The following is an 18,836-nucleotide window of genomic DNA, read 5'->3' as shown; positions in this document are numbered from 1 at the left end:
TATGCCAACATCACTGCCAGAAGATAATTACCAACACTTACTTGATGAAAAAGTTAAACAGACTCAAACGTTATTTGCACCGTTTGCTCTGCCCCAACTCACTGTTTATCCTTCACCCCCTCGACACTATCGTATGCGTGCTGAGTTTAGAATATGGCAAAAAGGTGAAGATATTTATCATGTTATGTATGATCAAAAAACACGTCAACGCATTAGAGTTGAACATTTTCCTGTTGCAACGAAAATCATTAATGATGCCATGACAACGCTTATTGCGTTACTTAAACCCAATGATATTTTACGTTATAAGTTATTTCAGGTGGATTACCTGTCATCACTTAGTGGCCAACTGATTATCACACTACTCTATCATCGGCGTCTTGCTGAAGATTGGCAAGTACAAGCCCGTTTACTTAAAGAGCAACTCATTACATTAGGCTTTGATGTGAATATTGTCGGTCGCGCATCAAACCAGAAAATCAGTGTTGATAAAGACTATGTTTACGAAAAACTCCCTATTCTTGGGCGTGATTACACTTATCAACAAATTGAAAATAGTTTCACTCAACCGAATGCTCACATTAATATTGATATGTTGTCTTGGGTGATTAACTTAACTAAAAACGCGACAGACGACCTACTTGAACTCTATTGCGGTAATGGCAATTTCTCGATTGCTTTAGCGCAAAACTTCCGTCAAGTTATCGCAACTGAAGTGGCAAAAACGTCAGTGAAGTCGGCATTACATAATATTGAAATTAATCATGCCGACAATGTCAACATTGTTCGCCTATCAGCAGAGGAATTTACTCAAGCAATTCATGGCGAACGTGATTTTAAACGTTTAAATGGAATACGCTTATCCGATTATACATTTAATACCGTTTTAGTTGACCCACCACGCAGTGGATTGGATAATGAAACACTTGCAATGGTTGCCAAATATCGCACGATTATTTATATTTCATGCAATCCGCTAAGTCTGAAAGATAATTTGTCTTTTCTCAGTAAAACTCATAAAATTGAACATGCCGCTGTCTTTGATCAGTTTCCTTACACAAAACATCTTGAAATAGGCATGGTTTTAAGTAAAATTGATCGGTAGCTCTTATGAATATTCATTTATTCAATGAGTTAGCCTTGCAAAATATAAAAAAATTATAAAAAAAAACCCTAACCGAAGTTAGGGGTGCATTAAATTGCAAGGAATGGATGAAAGGAAATAAAACAATGAAACAACTATAACTCTAGGCTTCATTGTTAAATAAGGATAGCAGGCATCTTCGTACTGAAAGATGACATAGAAATGACAAAATGGTCATGATTATATCATTAAGAAATTTTTATTTACTTATTAATATATAGTATGTAGCCTTCGGTTAAGTCTATAGTCAATATCAAAGGAAATATCGCTAAAATGAAATTATTGGTTGTTGAGGATGAAGTCAAGACGGGTGAATATCTTCGTCAAGGATTGGTTGAATCTGGTTTTATTGTTGATCTCACTAATAATGGGCTTGATGGCTATCATCGCGCGATGACTGAAGATTATGATTTGATTATTTTAGATGTCATGCTACCTGATATAAGCGGCTGGAAAATCGTGCAGTCGTTACGTGAAGGTCAAAAAGATACGCAAATTATTCTCTTAACCGCAATGGGCAGTGTTGAAGATAAGGTTAAAGGATTTAACCTAGGCGCTGATGATTACTTAGTTAAACCGTTCTCTTTTGCTGAACTGTTAGCTCGCATTAAATCACTACTAAGACGCAATGTCCCACAGGTTAATTTACATCAATTAACAATGGCTGATTTGGTTATGGATTTACCCAAACGTACTGTCACCCGTGCGGGTAAACGCATTGATTTAACCAATAAAGAATTTTTACTCTTAGAATACTTCCTACGCTATCAAGGTGAAGTATTACCGCGTTCATTAATCGCGTCTCAAGTATGGGATATGAATTTTGATAGTGATACTAACGTGATTGATGTTGCTGTGCGTAGACTGCGCAACAAAATCGATGCAACATTCGAACCTAAATTAATTCATACTGTTCGTGGAATGGGCTATAAACTTGATATTATCGCTGAAGAAAAAATATAACAACCGAACACGTTTTTTTTCGACTATAAAAATGCCTGTTATCGCATGCCTATTGGCATGTACTTTACTTTATGTTTTGAGTTACTTTATTGAACGCTCTTTTGAAAAATATGTCATTGCGCAAAATGTCACAGAACTCAATTCAGTGATCGATTCACTCGAACGGGAATTGTCTTATTATGACCCTGAAGCCGAACGTAATGATCTTATCCAAAATATTTTATTAATTTTAGCCAGTCATTATCAACTTTTTGTCAATATTACTGACGAAAACAAAAATATCCTATACAAAACACGTGGCCCGAACTTATTGCAAGTGCGTAAAAATATTGATGTTGAAAACATCATTGAAACCCATGGTTCAGCCATTTGGAATTATGATCAGCATTCTTATCGTATTGCCGCATCGAGTGTTACAGCGGCAGATCAAAAAGAATATACTATCATTGTTGCTGTCAGTCGTGATCTGCAATTAGAGTTTACCGAAAGACTGCATAATGGTTTGCTGATCTTAATTACGATTTCGTGTGTTTTAGTCCTGCTTGGAACACTACTAACCATTTATCTGACGCAAGAACCGATTAATCGACTGATCAAAAAAATTGGGTCAGTCAATTCAAAAAGCTTAAACAACCGTATTCAGCCCTCTTCATTGCCAGCTAAGTATGCCAGTTTAGTTGATGCATTTAATGACATGATTTCACGCATGGAGACGCTATTTCAGAGGCAACATAATTTTACCGCCGATCTTGCCCATGAAATGCGTACCCCCATTACCAATTTAACAACACAAACACAAATTGCGTTAAACAACGCCAGAACGGCGGATGAATATAAAGAAATCCTCTATTCAAATTTGGAAGAATTCGAAAGGCTTACGCAAATTATTACCGATATGCTGTTTTTAGCACAAGCGGATAACAAACAGCTTGTTCCACAGCTTGTTGAAGTGGATCTGTCTAATATGTTTGCGATGATGTTCGACTACTATGAATACCTAAGTGAAGAAAAAGACATTCGTTTAAAACTGCAAGGTACCTGCCCGTCAATTCAAGGCGATAAATTGATGATAGGACGAGCTGTCGGTAACTTGCTATCAAATGCGATTCGCTATACTCCTGATAATCAAACGATCACGGTCACACTGAGCCAAGTCAGTAATAAATTGGTCAAAGTGGTGATCGCAAATCCTGGTAAAAAAATCGAAGCCAGACATTTACCATTACTGTTTGATCGCTTCTATCGACCGGATGAATCACGACAACGTAATGGTGAAGGTGCTGGTATCGGCCTTGCGATTGTGAAATCGATTGTTGAAGCTCATCATGGACGCATCACGGTTGAATCTGACAATGAATCAACCCGATTCATTATGACCTTCCCTATTCCACCTAAAGGCAAAAAATCCGCATAAACGGATCAAAAATTACGTTATTCATTGTGTAACTTGCTGTATAATGTTGACAAAATTGTGTCCAAAATACGCAACGTGCGTTTGTGTTAGATTAATATAATGCTGTAGCGCGTAACGATTCTATTAGGAATAATGTGTGAAGTTTTTAAAAGTTCTAAAATTTTTACTAAAGTTTGCGATTGGTTGCATCCTGTCTGGGATGGTTGTCGCAATAGCTGGGTATTACTACTATTCGCAAGATTTGCCTGACGTTGTTCAGCTTAAAGACGTCAGACTGCAAACCCCGATGCAAGTTTTAAGTAGTGATGGAGAACTGATTGCCACATTCGGTGAGCGACGCCGTATTCCATTAAAATATGAAGACATCCCACCAGTCGTATTACAAGCCGTTATTGCAACGGAAGATTCCCGTTTTTATGATCATTTTGGCGTTGATCCTGTCGGGATTTTGCGTGCGATGTATATCGGATTGAAAAATCGTAGTTTTTCTCAAGGCGGTAGTACGATTACCCAACAAGTTGCTAAAAACTTTTTCCTAACCCCTGAAAAAAGTATTGGTCGAAAAATCCGTGAAATGATTTTGGCGATTCGGATGGAGAAAGAACTCTCCAAAGAAGAAATTATTGCCCTTTACCTCAATATGATTAACTTTGGTTCAAGAGCTTATGGCGTTGGCTCTGCGGCTTATACTTTTTTTGGTAAACAACCGAATGAATTAACCATTAGTGAAGCTGCACTTTTAGCCGGTTTACCCAATGCGCCATCCGCCTATAATCCAATTTATCACCCAGATCGCGCTTTAACGCGACGTAACTGGGTATTACACCGCATGTTGGATCAAGGGTTTATTGACCAACAACAATATGAACATGCTATTGCGGAACCATTGAATGTCGCCTATCACGTACCAAAAATCGCTTTCTCAGCACCTTATGTTGCCGAAATGGCAAGGCAATTCATGTATGATAAATTTGGCGAACAAGCCTACACTGACGGTTATAAAGTTTACACAACCATTTCAAAATTAGACCAAGTGACCGCCACCAATGCGATTCATGACCAAGTCATTAATTATGATATTCGTCATGGTTATCGCGGGCCAGAAAGAACATTATGGAAAGCTGACGAAGCAGCCTGGAGTGAGGATAAAATCTTATCCGCTCTTGGTAACTATATGTGTTATAACGAGCTATGCCCGGCAGTAGTGATTAAGGATAATGACACTCAGGCGACAGCACTATTATCCGATGGCAAAAAAATCCAAATAAGTTTTGATGGCGTAAAATGGGCGAGAGCTTACATTAATGACAATCAACAAGGTCCATTACCAACAACGGTGTCCTCGGTCATTAAAGCGGGTCAACAAATCTGGGTAAAACAGCAAGATAATCAATGGATGCTGGCACAAATTCCAAGTATTAATGGCTCACTGGTGTCAATCAATTCAGATAATGGTCAAATTCGTGCATTGGTTGGTGGGTTCAACTACAATATCAGTAAGTTTAATCGCGCCACACAAGCCATAAGACAGATTGGTTCAACCATAAAACCATTTATTTATACTGCAGCATTAGACAAAGGCTTAACCATGTCAACCATGCTCAATGATGCGCCAATTATGCGTACCAATGCAGGGAGTGATGCGTGGCGACCTAAAAATTCACCACCTGTATATCAAGGTCCACTGCGTTTACGTGTTGGCCTCAGCATGTCAAAAAACGTGATGATGGTAAGAACCTTACGTGCAATTGGTGTTGATTATGCCGCGACGTATCTTGAACGCTTTGGTTTCCCTAAAGATAATATTTCACGCCATGAATCATTAGCATTAGGTTCTGCATCATTTACACCACTACAAGTCACCCGTGCTTATGCGGTACTTGCTAACGGCGGTTATTTGGTTACCCCTTATTTAATTGATCGCATTGAATACAGTGAAGGTGGCGTTATTTATCAACATGCGCCAGAAATTGCATGCCATGACTGCCTAATAGAATTGGCCGATGAAAATCGAGACCGTCAAGTCAATCTTGATAATGTCGAAAATGTGATTCAATCATCAGGGGCTGACGAGCCAGAACAATCAAAATTAAAAGCGGATGATAGTATGCTACTGCCAGATCCTAGCATTCCGTTCGATCGCTTGATTAATCCAGATGGCAGCGTTGCACAGGCGATTGATGAAAATAAAACCAAAGGCCCTGTTTATGCACCCCACGTGATTAGCAGTGATATTGCATTTATCATAAAAGATGCACTGAAATCTACAATTTGGGGCGATCCAAATGGCTTATGGACAGGAACTGCTTGGCGTTCAAAATCACTTGGCCGCAAAGATATTGGCGGTAAAACCGGTACGACAAACTCATCAAAAGATGTGTGGTTTGCTGGTTTTGGCGCAAATATTGTCACGACAGTGTGGCTTGGATTCGATGACCACCGCCGTGAACTGGGTAAAGCAAGACGTGACACGCTCAGTAATAATTCCTATATTGCAGCAGAAGGGGGTGCCGTTACCGCAAATCCGGTATGGAATGATTATATGTCAGTTATTTTAAAAGATATTCCACAGCAGCAAGACATTAAACCTGCCACGGTTATTTCGGTATTAATTGATAAAAAGAGCGGATTGCTTGCCACTCAACCAGGCAACGATGCAATCATGGAATATTTTATTGAAGGCACAGAACCGACCAAATATGCAACAAAAGAGGTTGGAACGAAAGTGACTGATGAAAATGGAAATACATCAGAACTATTTTAATAAGGCAAATAATCAAGATAACGCATTATGAATGGATTTATTCGAGTTATTGGTGGAAAGTGGCGCGGACGTAAACTGCCCGTTTTAGATAACGAGGGCTTACGCCCAACCACCGACCGCGTTAAAGAGACACTCTTTAATTGGCTCATGCCAGTCATCCATGACGCGAACTGCCTTGATTGTTTTGCTGGAAGCGGTTCACTCGGGTTTGAAGCGTTATCGCGTGGCGCAAAACACGCGACACTGCTTGAAAAAAACCGCACTGCGGCTCAACAGCTTAACAAAAATAAGCAGTTACTACAGATCCAAAATGGACACATTTTGCAAACCGATACCATCAACTGGTTAGCCTCATCTGCCGATCAAAAATTTGATGTGGTTTTTGTTGATCCCCCTTTTCATCATGGACTTGCGTCTAAAACAATACAACGCCTTGAAACATATGATTGGCTATCAAACGGTGCCTATATCTATGTTGAAACCGAACAAAATGGTTTACTCAGTCGTGATGTTCCGCTAAATTGGACATTACACCGTGAAAAAACCACAGGCCAAGTTCATTCATATTTATTTATTAGAGAAAATGCGTAATGTTTATTATTATTGGCAAAATAGTCTACCTTTTGATTTGGTTATTCTTATTATTTAATCTGGTTTTTCCTTATCCTAAACCAGCTAATGTGGTGGCTTACATCGCACTCGCCTCATTTGCTATTGTGCATGGACTACAAGCCTGGTTACTTAGCTCTACTTTAAGTAGCCAAGAAAAACAACAAGATCGCTTTAAAGTGCTACGAATGTTTATATTTGGTGTATTCGAAGTATTAAGCTGGAAACAAAAAAACACTAAATCATAAAAAAATACTTGCCAGAAAAATGATTTTTTGTATAATGCTCACCTCTTCACAAGAAGAGTCTCAAAGCGGGAATAGCTCAGTTGGTAGAGCGCAACCTTGCCAAGGTTGAGGTCGCGAGTTCGAACCTCGTTTCCCGCTCCAATTATTCTTCTAAAGACATCTAAATAAGTCCATAACCTTTTAATTACACTTGTAATCCCAATTTTATTGCCCGTTTTAAGCCATTACAATTCGCTTAAAGAAAGTACAATTAAGTCCACCGTTATATTCATCTTAGACAACCGTTTTACTGGGTATTTTGCCTTATTTCCATGTTGTATTGCATTAGGTCCATATTCGGTTATGACATTCTGCTGTTTCTTGTTCTTTAGTCATTTTTGACATTTAAAACCCTTTGAACAATGAACAAGAGGATATAGCACTATGACACTGCTAACCGATTTATCTATCAGACGAGCCAAACCTACTGCCAAAGCCTATACCCTTAAATACGGCGCAGGTCTTTATCTTAACATTAAGCATAATAGTACTAAACAATGGTTGTTTCGCTTTTATTGGGACGGTACACAAAAATGTATTTCCTTTGGGGTTTACCCAAATGTGGATTCAAGGCAAGCACTTTCTTTACGGCAACATGCTTTAGATTTAATTACTTCGGGCATTGGCCACAGAACAAGCAGAAAGAGTGTGATTAAGCCGGTGGCTATGGTCTGTCAGTCTAAGTTAACCTTTGCTGAGTATGCGCAGATATGGAAGGAGTTTAAGTTTAGGAAGTTAGGTTTAGACAGAGCCAGTAAAAGGCAAAGTACACACATTCAAATTGAGTGTTATTTGTATTACCTTTATTAGGTAATAAGGTATTAACAGAGATACCCCGTGACGATGTATTAGCGGTTCAGAGTAAGATTGAACAGCGCGGAGCGTTGTCAATTGCTGAGAAGTGCCGCAGTTGATTGAATGAAATCTTTCGTCATGCTATTGCGGAAGGTTTTATTGAGCATAATCTAGCGAGTGATTTGGATATTATCGCGTTACCCCAACGCCCTACTTTACATAATCCTTTTTTGAAACTGGACGATTTTACAGGCTTTAAAGTATTATCAAGGATCTAAACAAACGCAGTTAGGGATTTATTTGTTGTTGCTAACAGGCGTCCGAATAGGTGAGTTAATACAGGCTACCCATTAGCATTTTGATTTAAAGAATAATCTGTGGTTAATCCCTGCTGATAGTGTGAAACAGCTACAAGAGCAAGTTAGGAATAGCTCTAAAGAGATACCGCCTTATATTGAGCCATTACCTAAACAGGCAGTAATCATTATTCAGTAGCTGTTAAGTTGTCGCTTTCATGGTCAACGTTATTTGTTAGCCCATTGCTATGACTTAACACAGATGGTTAGTGAAAATACACTGAATACGGCATTAAAGCGTATAGGCTATAGTGACAGGCTGACAGGTCATAGTATTCCGGCAACGATTTCAACGGCTTTAAATGAGTTGGGTTATCCTAAAGAATGGATTGAGGCACAATTATCTGCGGCTTATAATCATGCTGAGTATATTGAACAAAGACGAAACATGATGCAGGAATCGGCGGATAAGCTCGATAAATGGGAGGCACAGAAACTAAAATAGCTAAGTAAAGCTACTTGCATGCAGTTTTCAAAAAGTAAAAATGCTTTCATTAAGACAGCGCTTTTACTTATCCTTCATATTTTTTAATTGTTCTTCACTATATATTTTTAAAACTTTTAGAGTATCTTCACAACACCATGACATGTCTTCTTTTCCAACGATCTCTTGAACAGTTTGTTGGTTGAAGGGAATTTCATGCTGAAATGAAGGATTTTTAGTTTTATCAACTTGTATTTTCGCGCCATCATTTACCCAATGTGCTTCTAACCTGACATTAAGATTTTGCCATTCAATATTTTTACGTTGTCTATCTTTTTTTAACGTATAAAAGAATGCTGAATTTCCATTAGGTGTTGGATGGTTTGCCATTAGCATCAATAACAAGGGAATTCCCCACTCTGGTAAATAACTGTAAAACCAAACCCCATAACTATCAGCTACTCTAACCATCTCTATAAATTCTGATTGGGCGAGCTTTCCCTTTCCTCCCCGTAGATGCCTACAAATGATATAGGCTCGAGATAAGGAGTCAAAATCCATGAAATTAAATCGGCGTTCTTTCGCTTGAGCGTATGAGGTTATATAAGCATTTCCCTTTAAACCTGAAAAACGTGCTGTATTGGATGAAAGTGGACAAAACTCACCGTTTGATGGTGGCTCTTTATGGGCAAAATGTGCAGAATATCTTTCATTGGGAGTCATAATGCCTTTATCTATTACGACTTTATTACATGAAATACATCGTAGTTTCGGCCAGTGCAAAGAGTCACGTAACTTACCTTTCACTGTTTCTTCAAATTCTTCGATATAAATTTCTTCCCAACTCTCCCCATTTAGATATTCTGCTTTTCTCATCTCTTCCTCTCAATATGGAACACATCTAGTACTCTAACACAACAAAAAATACAAATAACAAAAGAATATATTTATTTTTTAGTAGTTATTCCAAGACTAAGTCCCATTGGAATCTGCTCAAGAGCAATAAGCATGCTATTGTCTGTAATAATTCTATCATCATACAAAACTGCATATGACGGAAACCATTTGAGTGTTTCTTGATCAAATTCATAAATTAATCTTTTTACTGGCATTTCTCTAGCTTTCAATTTAGCTATGAATTGAGCTGCTTGTGCTGCTGCATCGGGTAATTTATCATGTCCTTCATAGCTTATTTTGATATCTTTGCTTCTAAAAAGAAATGACACTTGGCAGTTATCTTGAAATGTCTGAATATCAAGTATTGGATTCTTTCTATCAGCTAATTTTTTTAGCAGCTTTTTAAACCATTTATGAAGTGCTGCATAAGTATCTTTACCTGCCTCAGTAGCAATTTTAGTTACAAATGGATTCCAAACAAGAAGTAAAAAGACCACCCCTACTCTAATCAATTCTTGTGCCAATTCGGCAGAATTATGAGAAAGATCGAGCTGATTAATTGGAAGAGGAGCATCTTCTATTACTTGCTTGACCCATTCTATGTCAACTTCTCTTGGGTCAGTACCAAAATCAATCCAAATATCATCAGATAGCGTTGGAAGAACTTTTGGTGAGAGCACTGATATTTTAGTATCTAGCCCAAGTTCTTGAAATTTTAAAATTTCACCTCCAGCATAAAATGCCAAAATTGCTACTATAAATTTTTCATCAAATTTATTTTCAAAATAAGCACTTTCTAGAACTTGTCCAAGTGGTTTGCCCGGATCATGGCTATGTAATAAAATAAAAGGGTCATTGTTGATTTGGTTAACTAATTCAACTGGATCAACTGGTACAATAATTTCACCAGCATCATTTTTTGAATTTGTCCAAATAATCCCTGAGATCACTTTACCAAAAGCCCCCTTTTGGGAATGATGTAGTATTGCTTTATTAATCCAACTTTGTGCTTCTGGGGTATTCTTGATGAAATTGGACATAAAAAACTCCGTATTGTATCTCTTTTTTTAAACAAAGTAATAATCATATTAATGATTATCTTTTAGAAAAAAAGTAAATAATAATTTAGTAAATAATTACTATTACTAATTAAAATAAATTATTATCTATAAGTCAGTTAACTAATTAGATATTTTGAAAAATTATGCGCTCATTTTCGGCGTATCATATCAAGAGGACGCGTTAAAAAAGGTTACCAACGGCCCGATGCGCCACCTCCGCCACTTCGGCCACCGCCACCAAAACCACCTCGAGAACTGCCTCCGCCAAAGCCGCCACCGAATCCACCTCGTGGACCACGTCCATTTCCGCCCATTTGTTTACGCATCGTAAACATCGCTGAAAAAAGAGTACTTGCAACAAACGTTAAAAAAAGAATGGGTAATACAATTGTCACTGGCATACCGAGGAAAAGTGAAAAACCACTGGTCGATAAACCATTAAGTAATCCTGTCACTAAGTTACGTTTGCCCGGCGATGCTTTTAGTCCCGCAAAGGGTAAAAGTAGGCTAATCACCAAACAAATGATAAAAGAGACGATTGCATAATTCATTAATGGTGATGCATATTCACTATCAAAGACATCTTGAATGCTAGTAAGTTGTGCGATACCATTTTTTTCAGTTGGCTCAACATGGTTAAGTATATCGATGATTGACGTTAAGCTATGATCAATGCCTTGATAAAAGTCATTTTGACGAAAAGCGGGAATAAGGGATTGCTCAATAATACGCTTTGCTTTGATATCGGGCAATTCACCTTCTAAACCGTAGCCAACTTCGATCCTCACTTGACGATCTTGTTTAGCAATAATCAATAAAACACCGTTATCGATGCCTTTTTTGCCTATTTTCCATTGTTCAAATGCGCGTGTCGCATATTGTTCAATAGTTTCACCGTCTAGTGTCGTAATCATTAATACCGCGATTTGCGAACCATCTGCGTGAGCGTTTTCAAAGTTGATTAATTTACTGTCGAGCTGTGTGATTTGCTGTGAGCTTAACGTCCCCGTTGTATCAATCACACGTTGAGAAAACGCAGGTATTGCTACCAACGCATTCGCTTGGTAGCAAAAAAAGAACAACACAATCAACAACGATTTAAATAATCGCATAATCAGTCAATTATTCAAAGCTAACAACAGGTGGGGTTGAAATTTGTTTTTCATTTTCAACCGCAAATTGCGCTTTTGGTTTAACATCCAAATAATCCGCGATTAATTTAGCGGGTAAACGTCTAATGTAAGTATTGTAATCTTGAATTGACTCAATATAGCGACCGCGCGCCACTGAGATTCGGTTCTCAGTGCCCTCTAACTGTGCCATGAGATCTTGGTATAAAGGGTTAGCTTTTAAATCAGGATAACTTTCACTTACCGCAATTAAACGACTTAATGAAGAACTTAATTGTTGTTGAGCTTGTTGGAATTTTGCTATCACTTCAGGATCCGTTAATTGGTCAACATTGACTTGAATTGAACCGACTTTTGCCCTGGCTTGGGTCACTTGCAGTAACACCTCTTTTTCGTGTTGCGTATACCCTTTTACGGTATTGACTAAATTCGGCACTAAATCCGCGCGACGTTGATATTGGTTAAGCACTTCAGACCAAGATGCAGCGACTTTCTCATCATGAGATTGAATGCTGTTATAACTATTAAATAGCATAAAAGCACCCACTACAATCAAGATTAAAATCACGTAGAATGGTTTAAATTTCATCTATTTACCTTTACCCATAAACTTATTTTATTATTGGTCGATGATAGTGGCCTATATCACATTTGCTCACTAGCATCGATGATTTGGGTATCCAATGATACCCTGTATTGCGTGTTAAATTAGTTCTTAAATGAATGAATCGGCGCAGGAATACGTCCACCACGTCGAATAAAATCAGCTGAACTAAATTTATTGACTGGCATGATTGGGGCATGACCTAATAAACCACCAAACTCAACATTATCACCCACTTTCATACCCGCCGCAGGAATAATACGAACCGCTGTTGTTTTATGGTTAATCACACCAATTGCCGCTTCATCTGCAATAATCGCCGAAATAGTTTCAGCGGGTGTATCTCCCGGAATCGCAATCATGTCGAGTCCGACGGAGCAAACACACGTCATGGCTTCTAACTTTTCAAGGTTTAATGAACCCTTATTAACGGCATCAATCATTCCGGCATCTTCAGAAACAGGAATAAAAGCACCACTTAACCCACCGACGTGGCCACAAGCCATCACGCCACCTTTTTTAACGGCATCGTTTAGCATCGCGAGCGCAGCCGTCGTACCATGAGTACCGACCACTTCAAGGCCCATTTCTTCGAGAATATGCGCAACCGAATCACCGATGGCAGGTGTTGGTGCTAATGATAAGTCGACAATACCAAATTGTACGCCTAGACGTTCAGAGGCTTCTTTACCAACTAATTGCCCCATACGCGTAATTTTAAACGCCGTTTTCTTGATGGTTTCAGCAACAACATCGAAAGACTCGCCTTTTACTTTCTCAAGTGCACGTTTTACAACGCCAGGCCCACTGACGCCAACATTTATCACACAGTCAGCTTCACCGACCCCATGAAATGCCCCCGCCATAAATGGATTATCTTCAACGGCATTGGCAAAAACCACTAATTTAGCACATGCCATGCTGTTATTATCCGCCGTTAACGCAGCAGCTTCTTTAATGATTTCACCCATACGTTTGACGGCATCCATGTTAATGCCTGTTTGGGTTGAGCCCACGTTAACCGATGAACAAACACGTTCTGTTTCAGCTAATGCTTTAGGAATTGAGTCGATTAAAATTTTATCGCCCTTATGAAACCCTTTTTGCACTAATGCAGAAAAACCACCAATAAAGTTAACGCCAACCGCTTTGGCAGCCGCATCGAGAGTCTTTGCAAATTCAACATAATCTTTATCATCACTTGCGCCTGCAATTAATGAAATCGGCGTGACGGAGATACGTTTATTGATAATTGGGATCCCGAACTCAGATGAAATATCTTCACCTACTTTAACCAAATTACCGGCTAGACGTGTAATCTTGTCATAAATTTTTTGGCGAGCTTTAACGCCATCGCTATCAATACAATCCAGTAATGAAATTCCCATTGTAATGGTACGAATATCGAGTTTTTCTTCCTCGATCATTTTGATCGTTTCAAGGATCTGCTTAGTTTCCATTATAAAATACCTTTAAATGAGATTATAAACGATGCATCGCATCAAAAATTTCTTCACGTTGAATGTTCACTTTAACGTTTAAGTTATCGCCAGTTTGAATTAACGTATTTTTTACTTCTTCAAAAGAGACATCGATTTTTGATAAATCCAGTAACATAATCATCGTAAAGTAATCCCCCATGATGGTTTGTGTTACATCCAAAATATTGATGTTAAGTTCATATAGCTTTTGACTTACGCCAGCAATAATCCCAGTTTGGTCTTTACCTATCACAGTCAAAATGGTTTTCATTAAATTCTCCGTGCAAAATTTATACAAGTTAAAAAATATTTGTCAGCCAACTATAATAACATCTTCAAAAATTATCTAAATAGGAGTAGATTGGTTTATCAAAAAAATTATAGCGATATTTTCCATATAAAGGTCAATAATTATGGTGTCATTTGAAAAATCAAATAAATTAGAGCACGTTTGTTACGATATTCGCGGCCCTATTCTCGATTATGCAAAAAAACTTGAGGAAGAAGGTCAAAAAATTCTTAAGCTTAATATAGGTAATCCCGCCCCATTTGGTTTTGATGCCCCTGATGAATTGCTTGTAGATGTCATTCGTAATTTACCGACATCACAAGGTTATTGTGACTCAAAAGGTTTATACTCTGCACGCAAAGCAATTATGCAAATGTATCAAGCTCGTGGTATCCAAAACCTTGATGTGGAAGATATTTACATTGGTAATGGTGTCTCTGAACTGATCGTACAATGTATGCAAGCTTTACTCAATACTGGTGATGAAATTTTAGTCCCGATGCCTGATTACCCACTTTGGACGGCTGCAATCAGTTTGTCTGGCGGTAGTGCCGTTCACTATGTTTGTGATGAAGAACAAGACTGGCAGCCTGATTTAGAAGATATTAAGAAAAAAATCACACCAAGAACCAAAGGGTTAGTGATTATTAATCCAAATAACCCAACCGGTGCTGTTTATAGTAAAGAGAATTTACTTGAAATTGCTGAGCTTGCTCGTCAACACAATTTTATCATTTTTGCTGACGAAATTTACGATAAAATTTTATATGATGATGCGGTGCATCACTCAATCGCCGCCTTAGCACCGGATCTGTTTGTTGTGACCATGAGTGGTTTATCCAAAACCTATCGTGCGGCCGGTTTTAGACAAGGTTGGATGGCTTTATGTGGGCCTAAAAAACACGTAAAAGGCTATATTGAAGGACTGAATATGCTAGCATCAATGCGCTTATGTGCTAATGTTCCTCTTCAACATGCTATTCAAGCTGCATTAGGTGGCTACCAAAGTATTAATGAGTTCATTAAACCTGGTGGACGTCTTTATGACCAATGTATGATAGCTTGGAAAATGTTAAATGATATTCCTGGTGTCTCGTGTACTAAACCACAAGGTGCACTGTATTTGTTCCCGAAATTAGATATGAAAAAGTTTAATTTGCATAATGACCAAAAATTAGTGCTCGATTTTTTACTGCAAGAAAAAGTCTTACTTGTACAAGGAACCGGATTTAACTGGCATAAACCTGATCATGTGCGAATCGTTGCCCTACCCCATACAGGTGAACTTGACGATGCAATTCAGCGCTTTGCTCGCTTCTTGTCCAATTATCGTCAATAAAAATAAAAAATATGAGGCTCACAAAATGAGCCTCTTTTTTATATATGCTTTCATATCTCTTTAATAATTATCATCTTTAAATTACACCTAAAATAAGCCGTATAAAATCGTTCAAATTTCATCCTTTCTTTTAATATTACTGTCACATTTTTTTAATAATAGTGTCACAATTGATTGTTAACTTATTGCTCATTTCATCACCGACAATAAGGTTATCGATTATCATGACATCTCGCGTTTTTGTTAAATTAACAACAAGTTTAATTTTACTCAGTCTTGCTCAATCGAGTTTTGCACTCGATAACAGAACCATCAAAGCGACCGAACTGATTACTGATTTTAGTTTACTCAATAACAGTGAAGCCGGTCGCAATTTACTACAAGAAAACTTAGCCGTCTCCATCGCTGTCAATAATAATTCAAGTGATGCACAACGTGAACAAGCCATCTACGACAATACTATTATCGCGTTGATCGGTTCAATGAATAACGGTTTATTAGTCGCAGATGCGTTAGGCCCGACAATGAGTCACATCTATTTTTCACAAAATAGTATTAATCAAAAAGATTACTCTTCAACAACCTTTTCACCCAGCTTTGCTAAGCTTTTTTCTCAAGTGAATGCACTCATCCAAATTGATTCAAGTTTTGCAAAAAATTATTTAGCTAACGGCAGTACTGATGGCAAACCTGCAAATCAAGCCGAGGGGATTGATTTACCCGATAGCGGAATATTTAATGTGTATGATGAAGCTTATCACCCATTAGACGAGAATAAAAATAGTGTGGGTAATTCAAGACCAGTACAAGTTTCCCCCTCAAGTATTGACAGTTTTACCGGTAACGACTTTTTTGGTGTTCAAACCGATAGTGCCACCGCGATTTTACCGACAGTAAAAAATAATGCGTCTTTTCCTAGTGGTCATTCTGCCTTTGGTTTCGCCAGTACGACACTCTTTGCCCAACTTGTGCCAGAACGATATCAAAACTTTGTATTACGTGGTTCACAATACGGTAACAGTCGTGTGACACTGGGCGTTCACTATGCGTTAGATGTTATTGGCGCCAGAATTATGACCACCTATACACTTGCACAAATTCTCAACAATAACCCAGAATACCTTAATCAAGATATCAAAGGCTTATTTGGTAATAAAATTACCACTAGTGATGATTTTCAACAATTGATGGTCAATGCACGTAATGACTTAAAAAATATGCTTGAACAAGGCTGTAATGCGACAATTGCGGATTGCTCGGCAAACGATAATGCAACACAAACCGATACCACCGAACAAGATCGTGCCGATTACCTTTGGCGTATGACTTATGGGTTATCCCCCATTGGCGCAACTGACCTTGCACCCGTCGTCCCAGAAGGCGCTGAAATCCTGATTGCAACGCGATTTCCCTATTTAACCGCAGATCAGCGCAGAGACGTTTTAGCAACGACAGAAATTGAATCAGGACATGCTTTAGACAATGGCTCGGGTTGGGCAAGAATCAACTTATTTGATGCGGGAGGAGGGTATGGCGCTTTTAATGGCAATGTATCCATATCGATGGATGCAAGTCAAGGTGGGTTAAGTGCCTATGATGTATGGAATAATAATATTGGCGGTAGTGGACATTTTGAAAAAAAGGGTAGCGGAACCTTAGAATTAAGTGGGCAAAATAGTTTTAATGGTACTACCGATATCAGCGAAGGGACGTTGATTGTGAGTGGTTATCACGGTGACTCAGCCGTAACGGTTAAAGACGGAGCAATGTTAAAAGGTAACGGCACGGTAGGAACGCTAAATGTTGATGCTGCGGGTGTACTTGCTGCACCATCAGTGAATCATGTTTTAACGATAAACGGTGACCTTCATTTAGCACCCAATGCCGTTTATCAAGTTGATGGCATTCATGGTCGCGTTGAATCAAATGGTAAAGCGACAATTGAGGGCAGTCAATTAAAACTCAATTTGACAACCACATCAAGTAATACAGGTAACAGCAGAACTTACCGGTCTCTATTTGATCAAAATTATACCCTGCTGACGGCCTCGCAAGGTATCGAGGGTCAATTTACCTATTCACCACCTGATTACCTTTTTATTGAGCCCACATTAAGTTACAACACTAACAATGTCACTATGCAGCTACAGCGTAATAGCACAGCATTTAGCGATATTGCTCAAACCAGCAACCAACGAAACGTAGCACAAGCCATAAATCAGTTAGCATCAGACAATCCTTTATATGAAGAAATTTTATTAGCAAGTTCACAAAATGCTGTTCGAGCAGCTTACCAACAACTCGATGGCCAACTGTATGCGGATATCACATCGTCATTATTCAACGACAGTCGCCATTTACGCGATACACTTAACCAACGCTTACGGCAAAAAACCGGTGAGGTGGATTTTGCGGAAGTCAAACAAAACCATCATGGTGCATGGATCAGATTACTCAGCACGTGGGGACATACCAATGGCGATAACAATGCACACGGATATAACTCAAAAACGTATGGTGTTCTATTAGGATTAGATAAACTCACTGAAGATAATCAAAGTGTATTCGGTATCTCAACAGGTTATACGCGTAGCTCCGTCAAAGCCCATGGAAGTGCAAGTGCAGATCTCAATAACTACCATCTTGGTTTGTATGCTAGCCATCAATATCATCAGTGGATTATGAAAATCGGCGGTATGTATTCTTGGCATAAGATTGATGCAAGCAGAACGGTTCAATACGATTTAGCCACGCCAGTTCACTTTTCGCCAAATTATCATGCACAATCAAGACAACTGTTTACCGAGCTGAGTTATAATATTGACATGCAACAACTCAAGCTTGAACCCTTTATCAATGTTGCTTACGTCAATATTCAAACCGATGGCTTCAATGAAGGTCAAGCCTCTGCCGCATTAATGACGAATAAACAGCATGATAATATTCTTTTATCGACGCAAGGCGTTCGCTTTGATGCTAAATGGTCAATCACACCAACACTTAACACCTTGTTTAGGAACGAATTGGCTTGGCAACATCAGTATGGAAATTTAGAACGAGATAGCCGTTTAGGTTTTAATGCAGGGACATCCACCTTTACCGTTAATAGTACTTCTGCAGCACGCGATGGGGTAATATTAAAAAGTCATTTAGCTCTTAAAACTGACGATAATCTTGAATTTGTACTGGGTTACAATGGATTCTGGTCTAAAAATATTAAAGATAATAGCCTAAACCTAGGAATAAATTGGGCATTTTGATTTGCAATGATGTAACGAT

16 protein-coding genes and 1 tRNA gene are annotated in these 18,836 nt (G+C 38.5%); 11 read left to right on the top strand and 6 right to left on the bottom strand.

Annotation, left to right across the window (positions count from 1 at the left end):
- Position 1: 1 nt before the first annotated feature.
- The 9 genes from trmA (at position 2) to ABEA36_RS00190 (ending at position 8,777) form a co-directional block, all read left to right on the top strand.
- Positions 2–1,105 carry a tRNA (uridine(54)-C5)-methyltransferase TrmA gene (gene trmA, locus ABEA36_RS00230; protein WP_345487498.1) on the top strand — a complete coding sequence of 368 codons (1,104 nt, stop codon included), beginning with the start codon at positions 2–4 and terminating at the stop codon, positions 1,103–1,105.
- A gap of 312 nt (positions 1,106–1,417) precedes the next feature.
- Positions 1,418–2,107, top strand: a complete 690-nt coding sequence (locus ABEA36_RS00225; protein ID WP_345487495.1) for a heavy metal response regulator transcription factor — start codon at positions 1,418–1,420, stop codon at positions 2,105–2,107.
- Positions 2,108–2,138: 31 nt separating this feature from the next.
- Positions 2,139–3,521 carry a heavy metal sensor histidine kinase gene (locus ABEA36_RS00220; protein ID WP_345487493.1) on the top strand — a complete coding sequence of 461 codons (1,383 nt, stop codon included), beginning with the start codon at positions 2,139–2,141 and terminating at the stop codon, positions 3,519–3,521.
- Positions 3,522–3,720: 199 nt separating this feature from the next.
- The gene (locus tag ABEA36_RS00215; RefSeq protein ID WP_345490796.1) at positions 3,721–6,285 is read left to right on the top strand and encodes a transglycosylase domain-containing protein; all 2,565 of its coding nucleotides are present in this window, start codon (positions 3,721–3,723) and stop codon (positions 6,283–6,285) included.
- 27 nt (positions 6,286–6,312) lie between these two features.
- Complete coding sequence (gene rsmD / locus ABEA36_RS00210) at positions 6,313–6,876, top strand: 16S rRNA (guanine(966)-N(2))-methyltransferase RsmD (RefSeq protein WP_345487491.1); 564 nt, start codon at positions 6,313–6,315, stop codon at positions 6,874–6,876.
- Positions 6,876–7,142 (top strand): DUF1145 domain-containing protein, encoded by a 267-nt coding sequence (locus ABEA36_RS00205; protein ID WP_345487489.1) that lies wholly within the window; start codon positions 6,876–6,878, stop codon positions 7,140–7,142. Before rsmD ends, ABEA36_RS00205 begins: the two co-directional genes overlap by 1 nt.
- A 65-nt stretch (positions 7,143–7,207) precedes the next feature.
- Positions 7,208–7,283: transfer RNA gene (locus ABEA36_RS00200), tRNA-Gly, on the top strand.
- Positions 7,284–7,565: 282 nt separating this feature from the next.
- Positions 7,566–7,991 carry an Arm DNA-binding domain-containing protein gene (locus tag ABEA36_RS00195; RefSeq protein WP_345487487.1) on the top strand — a complete coding sequence of 142 codons (426 nt, stop codon included), beginning with the start codon at positions 7,566–7,568 and terminating at the stop codon, positions 7,989–7,991.
- Positions 7,992–8,534: 543 nt separating this feature from the next.
- Positions 8,535–8,777, top strand: coding sequence for a tyrosine-type recombinase/integrase (locus ABEA36_RS00190; RefSeq protein ID WP_345487485.1), 243 nt, complete (start codon positions 8,535–8,537; stop codon positions 8,775–8,777).
- Between the two features lie 63 nt (positions 8,778–8,840).
- Here the strand turns inward: ABEA36_RS00190 and ABEA36_RS00185 are convergent, their stop codons facing one another.
- The 6 genes from ABEA36_RS00185 to ABEA36_RS00160 form a co-directional block, all read right to left on the bottom strand.
- A complete protein-coding gene (locus ABEA36_RS00185) occupies positions 8,841–9,632 on the bottom strand; it encodes a hypothetical protein (protein WP_345487483.1) in 792 nt (263 codons plus the stop codon).
- Positions 9,633–9,703: 71 nt separating this feature from the next.
- Positions 9,704–10,693, bottom strand: coding sequence for a hypothetical protein (locus ABEA36_RS00180; RefSeq protein ID WP_345487481.1), 990 nt, complete (start codon positions 10,691–10,693; stop codon positions 9,704–9,706).
- Between the two features lie 212 nt (positions 10,694–10,905).
- Positions 10,906–11,826: a TPM domain-containing protein gene (locus ABEA36_RS00175; RefSeq protein ID WP_345487479.1), complete on the bottom strand. Its 921-nt coding sequence runs from the start codon at positions 11,824–11,826 to the stop codon at positions 10,906–10,908.
- A gap of 10 nt (positions 11,827–11,836) precedes the next feature.
- Positions 11,837–12,433 (bottom strand): LemA family protein, encoded by a 597-nt coding sequence (locus tag ABEA36_RS00170; protein WP_425571831.1) that lies wholly within the window; start codon positions 12,431–12,433, stop codon positions 11,837–11,839.
- A 119-nt stretch (positions 12,434–12,552) separates the two neighbouring features.
- Positions 12,553–13,908: a PFL family protein gene (locus tag ABEA36_RS00165; RefSeq protein ID WP_345487477.1), complete on the bottom strand. Its 1,356-nt coding sequence runs from the start codon at positions 13,906–13,908 to the stop codon at positions 12,553–12,555.
- A gap of 22 nt (positions 13,909–13,930) precedes the next feature.
- A complete protein-coding gene (locus tag ABEA36_RS00160) occupies positions 13,931–14,200 on the bottom strand; it encodes an ACT domain-containing protein (RefSeq protein WP_345487475.1) in 270 nt (89 codons plus the stop codon).
- Between the two features lie 142 nt (positions 14,201–14,342).
- Between ABEA36_RS00160 and ABEA36_RS00155 the strand changes: the two genes are divergently transcribed.
- Both ABEA36_RS00155 and ABEA36_RS00150 read left to right on the top strand, forming a co-directional pair.
- Entirely contained in the window at positions 14,343–15,557 is a 1,215-nt protein-coding gene (locus tag ABEA36_RS00155) for a pyridoxal phosphate-dependent aminotransferase (RefSeq protein WP_345487473.1), read from the top strand.
- Positions 15,558–15,781: 224 nt separating this feature from the next.
- Positions 15,782–18,817, top strand: a complete 3,036-nt coding sequence (locus ABEA36_RS00150) for an autotransporter domain-containing protein (RefSeq protein WP_345487471.1) — start codon at positions 15,782–15,784, stop codon at positions 18,815–18,817.
- The last annotated feature ends 19 nt before the right edge of the window (positions 18,818–18,836 follow it).

It is taken from the genome of Orbus sasakiae (assembly GCF_039542345.1).
GTDB lineage: Bacteria > Pseudomonadota > Gammaproteobacteria > Enterobacterales > Orbaceae > Orbus > Orbus sasakiae.
Note: the sequence above shows the minus strand (reverse complement) of the source record. Positions and strands in the feature narration are given on the sequence as shown.